At 45.6% G+C, this 18,010-nt stretch carries 14 protein-coding genes and 2 pseudogenes; 9 read left to right on the top strand and 7 right to left on the bottom strand.

The genetic code is table 11. The features are described from left to right. Nucleotides 1-447 precede the first annotated feature (447 nt). From xdhA to LY387_RS06995, 7 genes are all read left to right on the top strand, one after another. Complete coding sequence (xdhA, locus tag LY387_RS07025; RefSeq protein ID WP_234496071.1) at nt 448-1,836, top strand: xanthine dehydrogenase small subunit; 1,389 nt, start codon at nt 448-450, stop codon at nt 1,834-1,836. Continuing rightward, nucleotides 1,829-4,219 (top strand): xanthine dehydrogenase molybdopterin binding subunit, encoded by a 2,391-nt coding sequence (gene xdhB / locus LY387_RS07020; RefSeq protein WP_234495845.1) that lies wholly within the window; start codon nt 1,829-1,831, stop codon nt 4,217-4,219. The genes xdhA and xdhB overlap by 8 nt, the downstream gene beginning before the upstream one ends. 12 nt (nt 4,220-4,231) lie before the next feature. After that, on the top strand, nt 4,232-5,059 hold the full coding sequence (gene xdhC, locus LY387_RS07015) for a xanthine dehydrogenase accessory protein XdhC (protein WP_234495844.1): 828 nt from the start codon (nt 4,232-4,234) through the stop codon (nt 5,057-5,059). 64 nt (nt 5,060-5,123) lie between these two features. Next, on the top strand, nt 5,124-6,458 hold the full coding sequence (guaD, locus tag LY387_RS07010; RefSeq protein WP_234495843.1) for a guanine deaminase: 1,335 nt from the start codon (nt 5,124-5,126) through the stop codon (nt 6,456-6,458). Between the two features lie 1,007 nt (nt 6,459-7,465). Further along, nucleotides 7,466-8,137, top strand: coding sequence for a hypothetical protein (locus LY387_RS07005; RefSeq protein ID WP_234495842.1), 672 nt, complete (start codon nt 7,466-7,468; stop codon nt 8,135-8,137). Between the two features lie 592 nt (nt 8,138-8,729). Beyond that, complete coding sequence (locus tag LY387_RS07000) at nt 8,730-9,401, top strand: helix-turn-helix domain-containing protein (protein ID WP_234495841.1); 672 nt, start codon at nt 8,730-8,732, stop codon at nt 9,399-9,401. A gap of 290 nt (nt 9,402-9,691) precedes the next feature. After that, the gene (locus LY387_RS06995; RefSeq protein WP_234495840.1) at nt 9,692-10,054 is read left to right on the top strand and encodes a YgiW/YdeI family stress tolerance OB fold protein; all 363 of its coding nucleotides are present in this window, start codon (nt 9,692-9,694) and stop codon (nt 10,052-10,054) included. 13 nt (nt 10,055-10,067) lie between these two features. Here the strand turns inward: LY387_RS06995 and LY387_RS06990 are convergent, their stop codons facing one another. After that, nucleotides 10,068-10,538, bottom strand: a complete 471-nt coding sequence (locus LY387_RS06990; RefSeq protein ID WP_234495839.1) for a DMT family transporter — start codon at nt 10,536-10,538, stop codon at nt 10,068-10,070. A 101-nt stretch (nt 10,539-10,639) separates the two neighbouring features. Between LY387_RS06990 and LY387_RS06985 the strand changes: the two genes are divergently transcribed. Both LY387_RS06985 and LY387_RS06980 read left to right on the top strand, forming a co-directional pair. Continuing rightward, on the top strand, nt 10,640-11,572 hold the full coding sequence (locus LY387_RS06985; protein ID WP_234495838.1) for a 2-dehydropantoate 2-reductase: 933 nt from the start codon (nt 10,640-10,642) through the stop codon (nt 11,570-11,572). Between the two features lie 175 nt (nt 11,573-11,747). After that, nucleotides 11,748-13,217, top strand: a complete 1,470-nt coding sequence (locus LY387_RS06980) for an HD-GYP domain-containing protein (protein WP_234495837.1) — start codon at nt 11,748-11,750, stop codon at nt 13,215-13,217. Between the two features lie 116 nt (nt 13,218-13,333). Here LY387_RS06980 and LY387_RS27245 read toward each other — a convergent pair. The 6 genes and pseudogenes from LY387_RS27245 to puuE form a co-directional block, all read right to left on the bottom strand. Continuing rightward, nucleotides 13,334-13,591: pseudogene (locus LY387_RS27245) on the bottom strand (hypothetical protein); the annotation flags it as partial. Nucleotides 13,592-13,666: 75 nt separating this feature from the next. Next, nucleotides 13,667-14,602 (bottom strand): annotated as a pseudogene (locus tag LY387_RS06975) (urate hydroxylase PuuD); the annotation flags it as partial. A gap of 21 nt (nt 14,603-14,623) precedes the next feature. After that, on the bottom strand, nt 14,624-15,193 hold the full coding sequence (locus LY387_RS06970; protein WP_234495835.1) for an ureidoglycolate lyase: 570 nt from the start codon (nt 15,191-15,193) through the stop codon (nt 14,624-14,626). 20 nt (nt 15,194-15,213) lie between these two features. Beyond that, the gene (gene alc / locus LY387_RS06965) at nt 15,214-16,200 is read right to left on the bottom strand and encodes an allantoicase (RefSeq protein ID WP_234495834.1); all 987 of its coding nucleotides are present in this window, start codon (nt 16,198-16,200) and stop codon (nt 15,214-15,216) included. Between the two features lie 67 nt (nt 16,201-16,267). Beyond that, the gene (gene uraD, locus LY387_RS06960; RefSeq protein WP_234495833.1) at nt 16,268-16,783 is read right to left on the bottom strand and encodes a 2-oxo-4-hydroxy-4-carboxy-5-ureidoimidazoline decarboxylase; all 516 of its coding nucleotides are present in this window, start codon (nt 16,781-16,783) and stop codon (nt 16,268-16,270) included. A 23-nt stretch (nt 16,784-16,806) separates the two neighbouring features. Continuing rightward, nucleotides 16,807-17,724, bottom strand: a complete 918-nt coding sequence (gene puuE / locus LY387_RS06955) for an allantoinase PuuE (RefSeq protein WP_234495832.1) — start codon at nt 17,722-17,724, stop codon at nt 16,807-16,809. Nucleotides 17,725-18,010 lie beyond the last annotated feature (286 nt).

The following is an 18,010-nucleotide window of genomic DNA, read 5'->3' as shown; positions in this document are numbered from 1 at the left end:
TAAGTTGTATACCCAAAGAAAGCTCGTCATCCTCACGCAAGTGAGGATCTCCTGACGCGAGTAACTCATCTCAAACACATACATACCTTGCCAAATCGATTTTTCAACGCGCTGCAAAAGATCCCCTTTTACAAGGGGATGGCGACATAGATGCCAAAACCCCCTACTTTTTCAACGATGATTTTTTGTATCGCACACAGCGGTACTCGCCACCACACAATACTTTCCAAACCAACAACCTAGCCACAACTCCCAATTTGACCTCGATCTCAACCCATTAGAAATGTTGCTAACTTGTAAATTAATAGTTGACCTCGTGGTCAATTTGGCCAATTATTGACCCGAAGGTCAGAAAAATAATTTCATGAACACACTGTATAAGGAGGTCTCTTGATTACTTTTTTACTCAATCAAGAAATCAGACAGGAAGTAAATGTCTCCCCAAACATGACGGTGCTGAGCTATCTGCGCACTCATGTTAAAAAAACAGGCACAAAGGAAGGATGCGGTTCTGGTGATTGCGGTGCATGTACCGTGGTACTTGGTGAGCTCGTCGATGGCAAGCTCGAGTATCTCAGCGTTAACTCCTGTCTCACTTTTATTTCTGCTCTTCACGGCAAGCAACTTATCACGGTAGAAGACCTGCAAGCTCGCGATAAGTCACTTCACCCAGTTCAACAGGCCATTGTCGAATTTCATGGCTCTCAGTGCGGCTACTGTACGCCAGGATTTATCATGTCGATGTTCGCACTGACTAAGAACAAGCCGAATGCTAACAAAGCCGATGTGATGGAGTCTCTAGCTGGCAATCTCTGCCGCTGCACGGGTTACCGACCTATCGTCGATTCTGCGTTGTCACTGTGTTCGGAACAACAAATCGTTGACCAATTTTCAGAGCTTGAACGAGCAACCATCGCTAAGCTTGAAAGAATCCAAAATGAGGAAGCAAGTCTTCGTCTGGGACACCTTACCGCATTTTCTCCAAAGAACACTGATGAGCTTGCCAAACTATATAAAGCTCATCCCCAAGCCAAACTGGTTGCTGGTGGTACAGATCTGGCGCTCGAAGTTACCCAGTTCCATCGCGAGATAGAAACACTTATCAGCGTGAATCTTGTCGAAGAGATGAAAGTTTGCCAAGAGACAGAAGACAGCTTAGAGATTGGCGCAAACCTTCCAATCAGCGATGCCTATACGCTGCTAAACAAGCACTACCCCGATTTCGGTGAACTATTACACCGCTTCGCCTCTTTGCAAGTTAGAAATCAAGGCACCATAGGTGGCAATATTGCTAACGCTTCGCCTATCGGAGACACACCTCCTCTGCTCATCGCTCTTGATGCAAGAATCCAACTACGCTGTGGTGATGAAACACGCGTCATGCCTATTGAGGACTACTTCATCAGCTACAAAGTCACCGCGCAGCAACCTAGCGAATTTATCGAAAAGATTGTTATACCTAAGCCATCATCAAGTACATTCCGAGCTTATAAACTCTCGAAACGTCTCGATGATGACATCTCTGCAGTTTGCGGTGCTTTCAGTATTGAAGTGAAAGATAACAATGTAGTGAGTGCTCGTATCGCCTTTGGCGGCATGGCTGCAACACCTAAACGAGCAATATCTTGTGAGAAGACATTAGTCGGACAGCCTTGGAATGAAGAGACCATTAGTAACGCAATGGAAGCACTTAGCAATGACTTTGAGCCGCTATCGGATTTTCGCGCAAGCCAAACTTACCGAAGCCTCACCGCAGCCAATATGCTCAAACGCTATTACATTGAAACCAATAACATCAACAATCTGATTGAAACGAGGGTAACATCTTATGTCTAATGTGAATCATCAGCAGCTGACTCACGAAGAGATGGTTGCTATCGTCAAACAAGATATTAAAACAGGTGTTGGTAAAAGCGTAAAGCACGATAGCGCGCCAAAACAAGTGACGGGTGAGGCTGTCTATATCGATGACAGACTTGAGTTCCCAAACCAACTTCATGTCTACGCGCTACTGAGCACACAAGCACACGCAAAAATCACAAAGATAGACGTCTCTCCTTGTTATGACTTCGCCGGCGTTGCCATTGCGATTACCTCCAAAGACGTGCCAGGACAACTCGACATCGGCGCTATCCTCCCAGGAGACCCTCTGCTTGCCGATGGCATTGTCGAATACTACGGTCAACCCGTCATCGCAGTGGCGGCGAGCGATCTCGAAACTGCAAGAAAAGCAGCGCACGCAGCCATTGTTGAATACGAACCGCTACCTGCCATTCTGGATGTCAAAGAAGCACTAGCGAAAAAACATTTCGTGACGGAAAGCCACCAGCAAAAGCGCGGTGACTCAGCCAAAGCCCTTGCCAACGCCAAACACGTCATCGAGGGTGAAATCGAAATTGGCGGTCAAGAACACTTCTATCTCGAAACACAAGTTAGCAGCGTGATGCCAACCGAAGACGGCGGCATGATTGTTTATACCTCCACACAAAACCCAACAGAAGTGCAAAAGCTGGTATCTGAAGTACTCGGAGTTGCGATGCACAAAGTGGTTATCGACATGCGCCGTATGGGCGGCGGTTTTGGTGGTAAAGAAACGCAAGCTGCTGCGCCTGCTTGTATGGCGGCAGTGATCGCTCATTTAACCGGTCGACCAACCAAGATGCGACTGCTTCGTAATGAAGATATGACCATGACCGGTAAACGTCACCCATTCTACAACCAATATAAGATTGGGTTTGATGATAACGGTGTGATTCAAGGTGCCGATATTGTTGTCGCCGGTAACTGTGGCTACTCGCCAGATCTGTCGAGCTCGATTGTCGACCGTGCCATGTTCCACTCTGACAATGCTTACTATTTGGGTGATGCGACCGTTACCGGACACCGCTGCAAAACCAATACAGCTTCGAACACCGCTTACCGTGGTTTTGGTGGTCCTCAGGGGATGATGACCATTGAACACATCATGGATGAAATCGCCCGCTACCTAAACAAAGACCCGTTAGAAGTTCGCAAAGCCAACTACTACGGTGAAGAGGGTCGAAACGTTACCCACTACTACCAAACAGTGGAAGATAACTTCCTTCCTGAAATCACTGAGCAGTTAGAACAAAGCAGTGATTACCACGCAAGGCGTAAAGAAATCGCTGAGTTCAACAAAAACAGTCCGATTTTGAAAAAGGGTTTGTCTATCACGCCCGTCAAATTTGGTATCTCGTTTACCGCCACCTTCCTAAACCAAGCAGGCGCACTTATTCATATCTATACCGACGGCAGTATCCACTTAAACCACGGTGGTACAGAGATGGGTCAAGGTCTGAATATCAAAGTGGCGCAAATCGTTGCAGAGGAGTTTCAAGTAGATGTTGACCGTATCCAAATCACCGCTACCAACACCGACAAGGTGCCGAACACCTCGCCCACGGCGGCCTCATCGGGCGCCGATCTCAACGGTAAAGCTGCACAAAACGCCGCAATAACTATTAAACAGCGTCTGATTGAATTTGCTTCTTCTCACTTTAAAGTCACTCCTGAAGAAGTGCTGTTTAAAAATGGTATGGTCCAAATACGCGACCAAATAATGACATTTGCTGACTTTGCGCAGCTGGCGTGGATGAACCAAATCTCACTATCAAGCACAGGTTTTTATCGCACGCCTAAAATCTACTACGACCATGAGAAAGCACGTGGCCGCCCTTTCTATTACTATGCTTACGGCGTCTCGTGTTCAGAAGTCATCATCGATACCTTAACGGGCGAGTATAAAATCTTACGCGTGGATATCTTGCATGATGTAGGCGCGTCGCTTAACCCAGCTATCGACATTGGTCAGGTAGAAGGTGGCTTCGTTCAAGGCGTGGGTTGGTTGACAACCGAAGAGCTCGTCTGGAATGAGCAAGGACGTTTGATGACGAATGGTCCTGCAAGCTACAAGATCCCTGCGATTGCTGACATGCCGATCGATTTTAGAACGCATCTTCTCGAAAACCGAAGTAACCCAGAAGACACCGTGTTCAACTCCAAAGCTGTGGGTGAACCGCCTTTCATGCTCGGCATGTCCGTTTGGAGTGCTCTAAAAGATGCCATCTCTTATGTCGCCGTTGATGGTGCGATTCCCAAACTGGATACCCCAGCAACACCAGAACGCGTGTTAATGGCGGTACAAGCCGTGACACAAGGACAGAGTGTTAACACGGCATCCTTCACGGAAACCCATTAACAGGAGGTCACTATGTTTAAGGACAACTGGATTCATGAGCTTGCTAGGCTCGAAGAACAGCACGAACCTTGTGTCATGGTGACAGTACTTGAAGATCGCGGCTCCGTGCCGCGAGATGCAGGTACAAAAATGCTGGTAACGCGAGACAACATCTTCGCGACCATTGGAGGCGGCCATTTAGAACATGTCGCCTCTAAAATGGCTCGAGAAATGCTTCTTTCTGGAGAGCAAAGCCTAAAAGTAGAAAGATTTAATTTGGGTGCTCGATTAGGACAATGCTGTGGTGGTATGGCAACGCTCAGCTTTGAACCTATTGGCACTTCGCAAAAGCATTTGGTACTTTTTGGTGCAGGTCATGTGGCAAAAGCATTGGTTCATATTGTCGCTACCCTGCCCTTCAGAGTAACGTGGATTGATGAACGTGAGGCTGAATTCCCAGAAACCTTGCCACAAGGCGTCAACAAGCTTGTGAGTGACGACCCAGTTGGTGAAATCGCTCAAATGCCACCAAACAGTTATTACCTAGTGATGACTCACAATCACCAACTCGATTTCGATCTGGCAAAAGCGATTATCAAACGCGGTGACAGCGCCTACTTTGGGATGATTGGATCACTGACCAAGCGTAAGAAGTTTGATTTCCGTTTGGCACAACGTGGCTTTAATCAAGATGAAATCAACACCATGACCTGCCCGATAGGTATTGGAGCGGTCACTGGCAAGCACCCAGCAGAGATTGCTGTCTCGGTTGCGGGTGAGCTGATTTCGCATTACCAAGGCAACCCGTTAGAGCAAAAGCGCCCAGCGCACTCTCGCCAAGAGCTCGACCAAGCAGGCTAAAAGGCCGCTAAAGGATTAAAATAATAATACTGCCTGAAGAATTCGGGCAGAGAAAGGAAGTGTCATGACAACACAACGCAAGGCCTACCGTGCCAGCATTTTACATAGCATTGCTGACCCCAAAGATGTGGGTCTAGAGAACTCATATCAATTTTTTGAAGACGGCATGATCGTGGTGGAAAATGGTCACATCGTCGACATCGGCAGCGCAACCGATATATTGGCCAGACACACAAAGCCAATGAAGATTAAGACTTATAAAGATAAGCTCATCACCTCCGGCTTTATCGATACTCATATCCACTACCCTCAGACAGGCATGATTGCCTCTTATGGGGAGCAGCTTCTTGATTGGCTGGAAAACTATACCTTCCCCGAAGAGCGACGCTTTCAAAACCCTATCTATGCACTTAAGGTGGCGAAGCTGTTTCTAGATGAACTTGCCAGCAACGGTACAACAACCGCGCTGGTGTTTGGTACCGTGCACAAGGAGTCGGTCGATGTCTTCTTTGGCGAAGCCGAACGTCGAAACCTGCGAATGATTTGCGGTAAGGTGTTAATGGACCGCAATGCTCCGGATTACCTTACTGATACACCAGAATCTGGCTACCAGGCTTCAAAAGAACTCATCGAGAAGTGGCACAATCGCGGACGCCTACATTACGCTGTCACACCGCGGTTTGCTCCTACTAGCACACCCGAGCAACTCGCTATAGTCGGAAAGCTGCTTGAAGAATACCCTGACGTCTATATGCACACTCACCTCTCAGAAAACAAGAAAGAGATCGAATGGGTACTGGACCTATTTCCAGAGCGAGAAAGCTATTTAGATGTCTACGACCACTACGGCTTGCTTCACAAGCGCTCGGTATTCGCCCATGGTATTCATCTTTCAGATTGCGAATGTCAACGTCTAGCGGATACCGAATCCGCCATTGCTTTTTGTCCAACCTCTAACCTATTCCTAGGTTCTGGCTTGTTTAAGCTCAACAAGATGGAAGATAAGGGCATAAGGGTTGGCATGGGTACGGATGTAGGAGCAGGCACCAGTTTCTCCATACTACAGACCATGAGTGAGGCGTATAAGATCATGCAACTACAACAAGAAAAGCTGCACCCGATCAAATCGCTGTTTCTTGCCACACTGGGCGGTGCAAAAGCTCTGCACTTAGAAGATAAAATCGGCAACCTAGAAATAGGCAAAGAAGCTGACTTTGTGGTTCTGGATCTGCACGCGACGCAGCTAATGCGCTTTAGAATGAATCAAGCAACAACGCTTGAAGAAAAGCTGTTTGTGTTAATGAGCCTCGGAGATGACCGAACGGTTTGTGAAACTTATATCTATGGTGACTTAGCTTATGATGCAAAAGGTGAACGTGATAAGAGAATGGTGAGTTAGGGTTAGTCAACTGTATTACATCAAACAATTATCACCCCACTAGCCGTGCGCCTGTGCAGAAATGACGCGAGTTGTAAGTTCCTCACATTCAAAATAGTCGTCATCTCTGCGCAGGCAGAGATCTACTCAACACACGCACCAAGCCTCAAGAAGATTCCTGCCTGTGTAAGCGCATCGCCAGTGGAATGACGACGTTGTAGAGTTCATAATTTCTCCAATTATCGTCTACCCACCAGAAGCTTACCTACGTAAACTTGGGTCTTCTAAAAACACCCACTAAACAACCCGAATCATATTAGCCAATCACGCATGAGATAACTCGTTACATTTAGAATGTGTTCACCATCGACAAACGTATGGTAGTCTTTGCGCCAACAATTAGTAGTAATACTATTTGAAATACAATAACAAACCATAAGTAAACTGTTTCCAATCCAAAACCATTTTGAGCGGCACACTGAACTCAGGTTAAAACACTAATGATAAAGCCATTACTAGCAGTATTACTAATACCAATATTTGCAACAGCTTCACCAAGTTACGATGAGTTCCTGAATCAAAACTCAAAGGCCGAAAAAACAATAAGGCATCCGCATTACGCGGCGATGTGCCTAGCGATTAACGAACGTTTAATAGGTCAAGACGAGTTCGCCGCGTTCATAGATTGGAAAATCTGGCAACTCGTTAATGCCCATGGTAACGCGGACTCAACAAACAAATGGCTCGAGGCTAACAGGCTTACGTTGAGCCAACTAAAAACGTCACCACAGAATGACCTGCTGTCAGAGTATGGTTGCAAAAAACTAACCGAATTACTTAAAAGCACTTATTGGGTGTAATTGTGGAAACAGAAACCCGAGCATATGCGGCAGCGATTATCAAAGAAAAATAAGAACCAACTATGAACTTCCTTGTTACCGACCAAATATTCGGTAATACAACAACTTATATGTAGGCACAGATGCTATACGTAGCGATATTTTTCATAACACTAGAGGTAATTTTTTGTGGTTAACTTAAAAACCATCTTAGCTACTGCAATTGCAGCAGTGGTATTAACTGGCTGTAAGACTGACGAGAATGGAAACATTATCCCACCTGATATGCCAGGCATCTCACCAGCTCCAGAAGCAATGGTGGATCCAGCCTACGTAATCAATACCGATACCAACCATACGAATGAGGATGGCGTGTTCTACTTCCAAGTTCCTGCAGAGCGAACAGATGGCTTCGGTGAATCAGTGTTTGGAAAGCCTGTTTACATCTACGTACCTAGCTATGAAGTCGAAGAAATCCTCGTAAGAGAAATGAATGAGCCAGTTTATCGAGTACAAAATTGTGATGTAGCGAAACCGGCAGAGTGTCACCCTTACGCCTCATCGGGCTGGTACGTAAACATTTATATCGATTCAAATGGGCACAAAAAACGAATTGATATGCACCACGACGGTTTTTACAGCCTATGGGATAGTGAAGCAAGAGAATACATTCAAACTCGAATCTCATGGGATGAAGTTCTCGAGCTTGTCACTGAAAATGCATTCGTACGTACAGACTACATCGAACGCCTGGACGGGCTAAGAATGGTACGTGGTAACTACTTCTTCCGCTCGTCAGGACCAAATGAGGTAACCCCAGAAGAAGTGTTCCGAATCAGTGATTACCAACCTCAAGGTTAACCGTTTATCAATAGTTTTAGCACAGCCGCATGGAAGCGGCATTTCATCAGGGCTCTCCCATGAAACATCTATTAATCAATACGCTATGCTTACCCTACCTGATTGTAGCGTTGGTGATCATCAAATTGGTTGCGCTAACAGATAATGACATAGAGATATGCAAGTAAACTTATGAGTAACTAACTGCCGATAAAAACCAAATCAACACTAATCAGCAGTAATACTGCTTTAACAAAACAAATTCCATTAAGTATATTGACATCAGTTGCTTACAGAAAGCGCTGAATCCGCCACGATTTCAGCGTATTAGCAGGTATTCTGCATCCCTGATATTTTTCTGACAGTTTGGTATCAGGGGCTCTTTTCTGCGACGAAAAACTGAAGAATCCCAAACACAACTGTCATTTTTATTCTTACAGTTTACCTCTGTAAATCGCTTCATCAGCACCCTAGAAGGAGTAAGACCTGAGTAAATCTTCAATTCCACCTCAAGCTATCCATAAATATTAGTAATACAATAGACTTCGCTTTAAGTGAATATTAGTATTGGTACTTTATTCTACTTATAACAGCTATCAGAAGGCTATTTGATATGGGACGCAAAGCAGCGCACTACGATCCCGTCGTTTTACAAAAGATCAGGTCATCATGGGATGATTATAAGCAAGCTACAGGCATGTCCCAAGCTAAAGCAGCTGAAGCCCTTGGGATGAATCAATCCGCTTTTTCGCAATACCTTAGGGGCTCAGTGCCACTAAATGTATCTTTCATCGCTAAATTCGCGCGATTGGTAAACCAAGAACCCACCTTCTTCGATGAAGACTTAGCGATGATGGGGTATCAGGGAAGAATCATCCCTGCGCCTGCTGTGATTCAAGTTACCCATAAACTATCAGGTGAGGTTTATGACCCACCTAAATCTGTGGCGATTAGTGGACACTATACCTACGAAGATAGAGTAGCTATTGAGATCGACAAACCTTACTACGCATACAAAGAAGGTATGCTGATGATATGTGATACAACCACTACTCTTTGCAGGGAAACAACTGAAGTCGCTCTCTTTGATAGCAACAAACAAATTAAAGCAATGGGCGAACTAGCGCATTTGGATGATGACTCTTGGGCAGTCAATATGATATTTCAAGGTAAAGTGACTTACGTACCCATCGTTGATAGCGACTATGTATTTAAGGTAATAGGTGGTTACTATCTGGAGCCATCCTATAAGAAAGTGTTTACTCAACCCGCAAAAGAGTGGTAACACCCTGATTAAAAAAAGCCATATTGCCACCTTTATTGGCAAACGCCTTTCAGCATCATAACGTTTTCATCAATGCTCTGTCGCACTAAGTAGACAGAGCGAGTTTCTAGCGGTCACTCCAAGCATACAAGGGTTTTACTTGTCATCAGTCGAGTACATAGCTCAAGCAGTAGCAGACAAACTTTTTTCAAACATGAACGAATTCTGAATATTCATTTCAAGGTTAGTTAATCTAGACGGATGCATACTGACATCGTCAACTAAACAAAGATGTCTAAATCGAGGTTATTATGAAAAAAGTTATCATCGCTACAGCACTAATCCTAACGTCTGGTTTCGCAGCAGCTAAATCAATGCCTGCTCAAGGCGGTTTTAACGGTCCTACACTTGGTGCACAAACGACTGTTGCACAAGCGTTGGAAGCAAAAGACGACACGGCAGTCCAAATCACTGGCAACATTACCCACTCGCTTGGTGATGAAAAGTACCAATTCACTGACGGTCAAAACACTATTGTTATCGAGGTCGAGAACGAAGACTGGCGTGGTGTTGAAGTGTCTCCAACCGATACAGTGATTATCTCTGGTAAGGTCGATAAAGACACATTCGAAGACACCAAGCTGGACATTAAACGCGTAGCAATTGCAGGCTAATCTGACTCAAGAGTCAATTACCTTTGCTAGGGTGATTAGCGACAAGAATCACGCCGATCACTATCAAGATCGCCCCTCCAATCCGGTGGGGCGATAGTTCGATCTTAGGGTAGCCCAAAAGACCGTACTGATCGTAAAAAAGAGACGCGATGACCTGCCCACAAACAATCGAGATCGCAAGCGCTAAAGCCCCTAACTTAGGTGCTAGATAGATCGACATCGCAATATTAAAGGCCCCTAAAAAACCACCCAACCACGCCCACCAAGGAAGATTCTTTAAACTTCCTGTCGGAAACCAAGGCTTTCCTTCCAGCACGACTAATGTACCGAGTACTATGGTCCCAATCACAAACGAAATAAACGCTGCCTGAAGTGGAGAACTTAGCCCTGTTCTAAGCTGTGCATTAACGCCTGCCTGTGAAGCTAACGTGGTGCCGACTATGACACTGAGCAACACCAAAATCACGCCCGTAAAATTCGCCACTGTTTATTTCCTTATTGCTGCACTCATTCAAGCGTAGCACTTCATTCCCAACTATTTTCCTGTACAGTAATACGAGTACATATTAGAAATAGGGACAGGACATGAGCAAAAAGGTATTCGCAGTAATTGGAACAGGCGCGATTGGAGGTTACTACGGTGCAAGACTCCATCATGGAGGTCATGACGTCCACTTCCTATTAAACAGTGACTACCAACATGTTGTTAATAACGGTTTACGTGTCGACTCGCACTATGGCGATTTTTCTATTCCTTCATGTGACCTCAACGCATACAGCACGCCGACTGACATGCCAAAAGCAGACGTCGTACTCGTCGCGCTCAAAACTACCCAGAATCATCTACTCGAAAGCCTCATTCAACCATTGCTAAAACCAAACACATTAGTCATGCTGCTCCAAAACGGAATCGGTGCAGAACAAGAGATAGCAGAGGCGTTCGACCTGCCTTTCGTTGGTGGTGGTTTGTGTTTTATTTGCTCGAACAAGGTGGGCCCTGGACATATTGACCACATTGATTACGGACGCATTACTATTGGCGTATACGGCCAAAGTGGAATCGACGCATTACGCGCATTCGCAAGTGATTTGACCCAAAGTGGCGTCGAAGTCGATGTAGACCCCAAAATCATCGATGCGCGTTGGAAAAAATTGCTTTGGAACGTGCCATTCAACGGATTGTCTGCAGTTCTGGATTCAGATACTGCAACAATGATGGATTGCGCTGAGTTAGTAGATTTATCAAAGGCCATCATGATCGAAGTTCAGCATGCCGCCCAAACGACTGACACAGAGATCCCGATGTCACTCATTGACACCATGCTTAGCAACACCGCTAAAATGAAACCCTACTTGACCAGTATGCTGCTAGATAGGCGCAATAATCGAGAGCTTGAGATTCAATATATGTACAAAAACGCCATTGATTTAGCCGCTAGTCATGGCGTCACGATGCCAAAAACAACAGCGCTTTACGAGCAACTGTGCTTCATTAATAAACAAATCAAGAGCGTTTAATCTACTCTGCGACCCTACGTGGGTCGCTTTTCATTGTATCCCCACCTTTTAATCTCAAACCCAATGGATTGTTTAGTCTCCAAAAATTCAATGGGTTGTGACCACTCCGCTTACTAATTGTTAAATTTTGTGTTATTGATATTCGCCTCAAAATGGACTTTATAAAAGCGCGTTAATGAATACTCCACGATACGACCTTTCCTTCACCTTTTGGCTCTACCTGTTAGCTGGCACTTTGTTTGGCATTTATGGCGGGCGCGTGTGCCCTATGTTAGAGACGCTGACACTTTCAGAAGTCTCAATACATACTGGAATTACTTTTACTGTGTTATTCGCGGCGCGACACATAATCTCTTCGAGATTAGAGTATCTAGGCTTTTCAAACCTCGCTAAGTTGGATGCTGGTTTGTTCCTGATAGCGAGCATTCCTCTAGCGATGTTTTATTCCCTCAGTTATGAGTTTCCGATCGATAGTAACCTCAAGGTCGTGTTTGGTTTGACCATGTTCGGGTTTCTCACTGGGTTTATTCTCAACCTTCGAGCGCAGTTAGAGAACGTCGAACAATTCGATCAGGATTCATCTCCTATCACATTACAAACCAATGAACGTCAGTCAATGATGGGACAGGCTATCGCGCTTGTTTTGGTGCTGCTAGTGACTCTAACTATTACCTTAAGCATGGTCGCTTTAAAAGACGTATTCTGGTTGGAGCACAATCCAGAGCGTGTACTCGACGGCAGTGGCAAGATCAGCATAATCAAAGAATTCGCCTACATTGCTTCCGTGCTCATTGGCTACTCTATTTACATCATGAAACTGTGGAGCCAATTAATGAAGCGCATCCTAGCGGACCAAGAAGCTGCGCTTAAGAAAGTTGCCGCTGGTCACATAGACACTAGGTTGCCGATCTACAATAACGATGAGTTTGGTGCTGTGGCTCGGATGACCAATGCGATGATCGATACCCTACAAGATAGCCAAGATGAAGTGGCTGTCACTCGCGATGTGGCGATTGTTAGCTTATCGGCACTTGCGGAGTCTCGCGACAACGAAACCGGGGCGCATATTCTACGCACACAAGAATATGTTAAGGCGTTAGCGGTCAAGCTCTCAGCGCACCCGAAGCACAGCACCCTGCTTTCACCTAGCTATATAGATCTTCTCTATAAGTCGGCTCCATTGCACGATATTGGAAAGGTTGGTGTCCCTGATGATGTTCTACTCAAACCAGGAAAACTGACTGATGAGGAGTTCGACATCATGAAATCGCACCCAGTGATCGGCGCGGAAGCGCTCTCCATCGCTGAGCAGCAACTTGGCAGCAGCTCCTTCCTGCGAGTAGCGAAAGAAATTTCTCTGACCCATCATGAAAAGTGGGACGGCAGTGGCTATCCTAAAGGGCTGGCCAAAGACGATATTCCTTTGTCAGGACGATTAATGGCATTGGCAGATGTCTATGATGCTCTTATTTCGAAACGCGTCTATAAACCCGCCTTTAGTCACGACAAGGCCAAAGCAATCATCGTCGAAGGACGCGGGCAGCATTTCGACCCTGAAGTTGTTGATGCGTTTTTGGCTGTTGAACAACAATTCATCGACATAGCAAAGCAATATAAAGACAAAGAGCACGAGATCGCAGCCTAAGCTCTGATGCCCAATATTCCAGGTAATTCCAAAAAGAAAAGCCGTCCCAGTTCGGACGGCCTTTGTTATGAACGACGCTCATTAACTATGTTAGATAACTATGTTAGATAAACATGCTACTGAATCTGAGCACCCTGCTCTACCCACTCTCCAATTAGAGTACGCTCTTCATCGGTCATTTGAGTGAGGTTGCCAAGTGGCATCACTTTTGTTGTTACTGTCTGAGCGACAATACGCGGCACATTCACTTTGATTTCCTCTGGCGTATCCAATACGACTCCACCAGGCGCAGTCTGAAATGCAGCGTGTGTTGGCGTTGCCGAATGACACACAGAACATCGCTCTTGAATGACCTGATTAATCTGTGAAAACGAAATCGAACCATCATGACCTTGAGACTGAGCGATATGCTCATTGCCCGTTAGTACTTCTTCAGAACTTGCCTGAGTTTGTGTCACCGGTGCTTTAGCGACTGGCGTCGATGGTCTGTTCGCATACGGAGAAGAGACAAAAGCAAGAGTCACCATACCCAAAGCGGCTGCTGGAATCGTCCAAGCAAATTTTTGACTACCATGACGTGTATTGAAATAGTGTCTCACTAAGATGCTGAACACTGATAAACCCGCTAAGATCGCCCAGTTATATTCATGGCCATAGGTACTTGGAAAGTGGTTACTGATCATAATGAACAGCACTGGCAACGTCAGATAATTGTTGTGTCTTGAGCGCAGCAACCCTTTTGCAGGTAGCGCAGGATCAGGCTCTTGATTGTTTTCAATCGCTTTCACTAGGTTACGCTGAGCTGGCATGATAACGAAGAACACATTACCCACCATAATGGTCCCGATAATGGCCCCAACATGGATGTAGGCACCGCGACCACTGAACACCTGAGTCAGCCCATACGCTGCAGCCACTAAGCCGACAAACAACACAATACCTAAGACTATTGGCGTTTTACCTAAAGCTGAGTTACAAAGCACGTTGTAAATGACCCAGCCGGCTACTAGAGACGCCACACCTATCATTATCGCGGTAGTGGGATCGATACCTGAGCCCGGAGCAACCAAATAGATCTCAGCGTTGAGGTAGTACACCACGCCTAAGAGCAGCACACCGGTTATCCAAGTGAAATACGCTTCCCACTTAAACCAATGCAAATTCTCTGGCATCTTAGGTGGCGCAAGCTTGTATTTCTCAAGGTGGTAAATCCCACCACCATGAATCGCCCACAAATCGCCGGAAAGACCATCTCGGGGATTTGTGCGATTAAGGTTATTCTCTAACCATACAAAGTAGAATGACGCACCAATCCATGCGATACCTACTATCATGTGAACCCAACGAATAATCAGGTTCAGCCATTCTGTTACGTGTGGATCCATAACACACTCCTCGTCAGCAGCTTAGACAGAGACTCGCTGCTCATCCTTATCTTTTTGTATCTCATCTAGGTCAATGGGCAGATCTTCTAGGCTTAGCTCAACCAGTCCCTCACTAAAGAACACCTCATCACAGTTATTCCCATCGCCAGCTCTATCTACTATTAGAAACTGGTCTTGGTCGGTTAACGCTAAAACTGGATGATGCCAAACGCCCTTGTGATAGTTCACACCTTGCTGACCATTGCTCAAAAATGCTCTGCAGTGCTCCAAAGAAGGGTTGTCTCCTTTGGGCGCAACGACGATAAGATACGGTTTCCCGAGTAATGGTATAAACGCTTGTGAGCCAAGTGGGTGCCTTTCTAACATTTTGATAGTCAGCGGATACTGCAAAGGCGTCGCCTGAAAGATACTCATGATGGCTCTACCACCCTGCTCTTCCACGTCGGCTTCTGCTAGCTTGTGATAGCGACGTGTTGATCCGTTGTTGATCATAAAATAGTCGCTATTCTCCACCTCGATGACATCACCAAACTCAGCAAACGCATGCTTGTTGAGAGGCTCTATTTCAATTCGGCGTATACCAGTACTCATAACAATTCCCTCTACTAAGTTTAGTCCGCCTTGGTGCCAAATAGGCGCAAGCGACTAACACCGCCGTCGGGGAAGATGTTCAATCGTACATGGGTGATCGGTCCGATCTCATTAACCTCTGATACGAACTCATGAATCGAGTGCGCATTGAGTTTTTGAGACGGCAGCAACTCTTTCCAAAACAAGCTTTGAGTTGCGACCTGATCATCCGTGCCACCCTCCACATAAGCAGCTTGAATCGAGCAGCTGTCAGGGTAATTACCTTTAAAGTGTGCGGTATCAACAACGACTCGACCTACGTTGCCAGCATGACCTAGCGCAACGATAACCCAATCATTACCTGGCGTTCTGCGGCGCGCGGTTTCCCAGCCATCACCCATGTTCTCACCACGACCTGGTCCTAATATGTTGGACTTGTTCCCGTAGTGCTCATCGCTACATGCTAACGCTCTCCCACCATGTTCTACGGCGGCGAGGTCAATTTGCTGCAGCTCGTCAATGGCATCCCAATCGACACTTGGCGTGCCATAGACGCGTAAACGTGCAACACCACCGTCGGGATAGATGTTAAGTCTTACGTGGGTGTAAACTTTGTCACTGACGATCTCACTGATATGGTGCTGATCCCCAGATAGACTCTGTGAGGGTAGAATTTCTTCCCATTCTTCTGAGTTCGTTGGGTCAGCTTCTGGACTATAAATAGCATCAATAGAAGCTGATGGTGGGTAGTTGCCAGTAAAGAAGGACGTATCGATATCAACGCCAGCGATTGTGCCCGCCAAGCCCAGTTTAACGATACAGTAGTCGTAACCTTCTCCACGCTTTCGACGACTTTCCCAGCCGTCCATCCACTTGCCGTTGTCGTCATAGACGTCATCTTTCCATACCGGGTCTAATCGGCTGAGCAAGCGGCTCTTATCCGCGAAAAAGTCATCCGTGGCGTAGAGCGATTCAGCACCCAGTTTGTCATCTGCTAGATTAATGTATTGTTCAATTTTCAAAGACATTTCTTGTCATCCAGTTCAATTATTCAATTAATAATAAAATGAGAGAGATAGCTGCCGTTTCCCTGACTTACATATCTCTTAAGCGAAATAACGCTATCTTGTTGATCTCGTTAAGTGCTGTAACAAACTCAGTTTCACTATCATTGCCTAATCGCATCTCGAACGATTCAAGAATTTGGTAACGATTGGCCCCCTTTACTGCCATGATAAAAGGGAAGTTGAAGCGACTTTTGTATTCGTTGTTGTAGGTGGTAAATTTGGCAAACTCTTCCTCTGAACACTGGTCTATACCGGCACCAGCTTGTTCAGCTGTCGAGGCTGCAGTTAGTTCGCCATTAATAGCGGCTCGCCCTGCCAAGTCAGGGTGAGCATTAATCAAGTCGAGTTGCTTGGCTTCCGTTGCATTTAACAGTGTCATCGACATTTTCAAATGCAGGCCCTCAATGTGGTCATCATCAGGCTCAATTCCTGAATCAAAAACCGATTCAGCGACCCAAGGGCTGTGTTCATAGATATCAGCAAAGCAAGAGACAAACTCGTCTCGAACCATTTCCGTTGGCTTACAGTGTTTAAATTGCGTCATCACTTTGCTCCTTGTGATTGTTATTATTGATTCGGGTCGTATGGATGATGCTCGTGCCAGTGCTTCGCAATATCCACTCTTCGACAAAGCCATACATCGTCATGTTGTTTGACGTAGTCTAAGAAACGTCGAAGAGAAGCGATTCTTCCTGGGCGACCAATCAAACGACAGTGAAGCCCCACTGACATCATCTTAGGTGCGTGTTCACCTTCTTCATATAAGGTGTCAAAAGTGTCTTTTAGGTACTGATAGAACTGCTCACCAGAGTTGAAACCTTGTGTGGTTGCGAATCGCATATCGTTAACGTCTAATGTGTACGGGATCACCAACTGTGGTCGACCTGTTTCTGTATGCCAATACGGCAAATCATCGTCGTAGGCGTCAGAGTCATACAAGAAGCCGCCTTCTTCAGCAACTAAGCGACGAGTGTTAGGACCGGTACGTCCTGTATACCAGCCAAGAGGTCGTTCACCCGTGATCTCTTTGATGATAGAGATGGCCTTCGCCATGTGGTCTCGCTCTTGTGATTCATCCATATACTGATAGTCAATCCAACGATAGCCATGACTGCATATCTCATGACCTGCTTCCTTCATGGCTTTCGCCACCTCTGGATAACGCTCAACCGCCATCGCAACAGCAAATATCGTTAGAGGAATATCGTATTGTTCAAATAAACGCAGAACACGCCATACACCTGCGCGGCTGCCATACTCATAGATGGATTCCATGCTGATGTGACGCTCACCTTTGATCGGTGCTGCCGATGGAATTTCTGAGAGAAACGCTTCCGACTCATCATCTCCATGCAAGACGCAACGCTCTCCCCCTTCTTCGTAATTCAATACAAAAGAGACCGCAACTCGTGCGTTGTTCGGCCATTTAGGGTTTGGAGGGTTGGCTCCATAGCCGACGAGGTTACGTGAATAATCCTTATTCATCCACAGACTCCTTAACCATCTGAATGAACCTGCCACCGCAAGTTCATGACTCATTTCGTTAACTTAATTGTATACAATAATTTATCTTAATGTAAAGATTTTGTTTGTTGAATTATTTTCTAAATTCAATACAAACAAAATCAACAGCTTAAAATCAAAAACCTCTAGCCTAGCTACATTTTAGTGCGCATTGCACCATCACAAAGCAGAGGATTGATTCAACATATTTGTAACGTAAAACTTTACTAATCGATTTAATTGTGTACATATTAATATCAATAAAGTT

The sequence above is a fragment of the Vibrio maritimus genome (assembly GCF_021441885.1).
GTDB lineage: Bacteria > Pseudomonadota > Gammaproteobacteria > Enterobacterales > Vibrionaceae > Vibrio > Vibrio maritimus_B.
The sequence above is the reverse complement of the archived record's forward strand: the minus strand, read 5'-3'. Positions and strand labels throughout refer to the sequence as shown.

Coding starts and splice junctions, on each gene's coding strand:
- xdhA (WP_234496071.1), top strand. CDS start 448: ATGACGGTGCTGAGCTATCTGCGCACTCATGTTAAAAAAACAGGCACA.
- xdhB (WP_234495845.1), top strand. CDS start 1,829: ATGTCTAATGTGAATCATCAGCAGCTGACTCACGAAGAGATGGTTGCT.
- xdhC (WP_234495844.1), top strand. CDS start 4,232: ATGTTTAAGGACAACTGGATTCATGAGCTTGCTAGGCTCGAAGAACAG.
- guaD (WP_234495843.1), top strand. CDS start 5,124: ATGACAACACAACGCAAGGCCTACCGTGCCAGCATTTTACATAGCATT.
- LY387_RS07000 (WP_234495841.1), top strand. CDS start 8,730: ATGGGACGCAAAGCAGCGCACTACGATCCCGTCGTTTTACAAAAGATC.
- LY387_RS06995 (WP_234495840.1), top strand. CDS start 9,692: ATGAAAAAAGTTATCATCGCTACAGCACTAATCCTAACGTCTGGTTTC.
- LY387_RS06985 (WP_234495838.1), top strand. CDS start 10,640: ATGAGCAAAAAGGTATTCGCAGTAATTGGAACAGGCGCGATTGGAGGT.
- LY387_RS06980 (WP_234495837.1), top strand. CDS start 11,748: ATGAATACTCCACGATACGACCTTTCCTTCACCTTTTGGCTCTACCTG.
- LY387_RS06970 (WP_234495835.1), bottom strand. CDS start 15,193: ATGAGTACTGGTATACGCCGAATTGAAATAGAGCCTCTCAACAAGCAT.
- alc (WP_234495834.1), bottom strand. CDS start 16,200: ATGTCTTTGAAAATTGAACAATACATTAATCTAGCAGATGACAAACTG.
- uraD (WP_234495833.1), bottom strand. CDS start 16,783: ATGACGCAATTTAAACACTGTAAGCCAACGGAAATGGTTCGAGACGAG.
- puuE (WP_234495832.1), bottom strand. CDS start 17,724: ATGAATAAGGATTATTCACGTAACCTCGTCGGCTATGGAGCCAACCCT.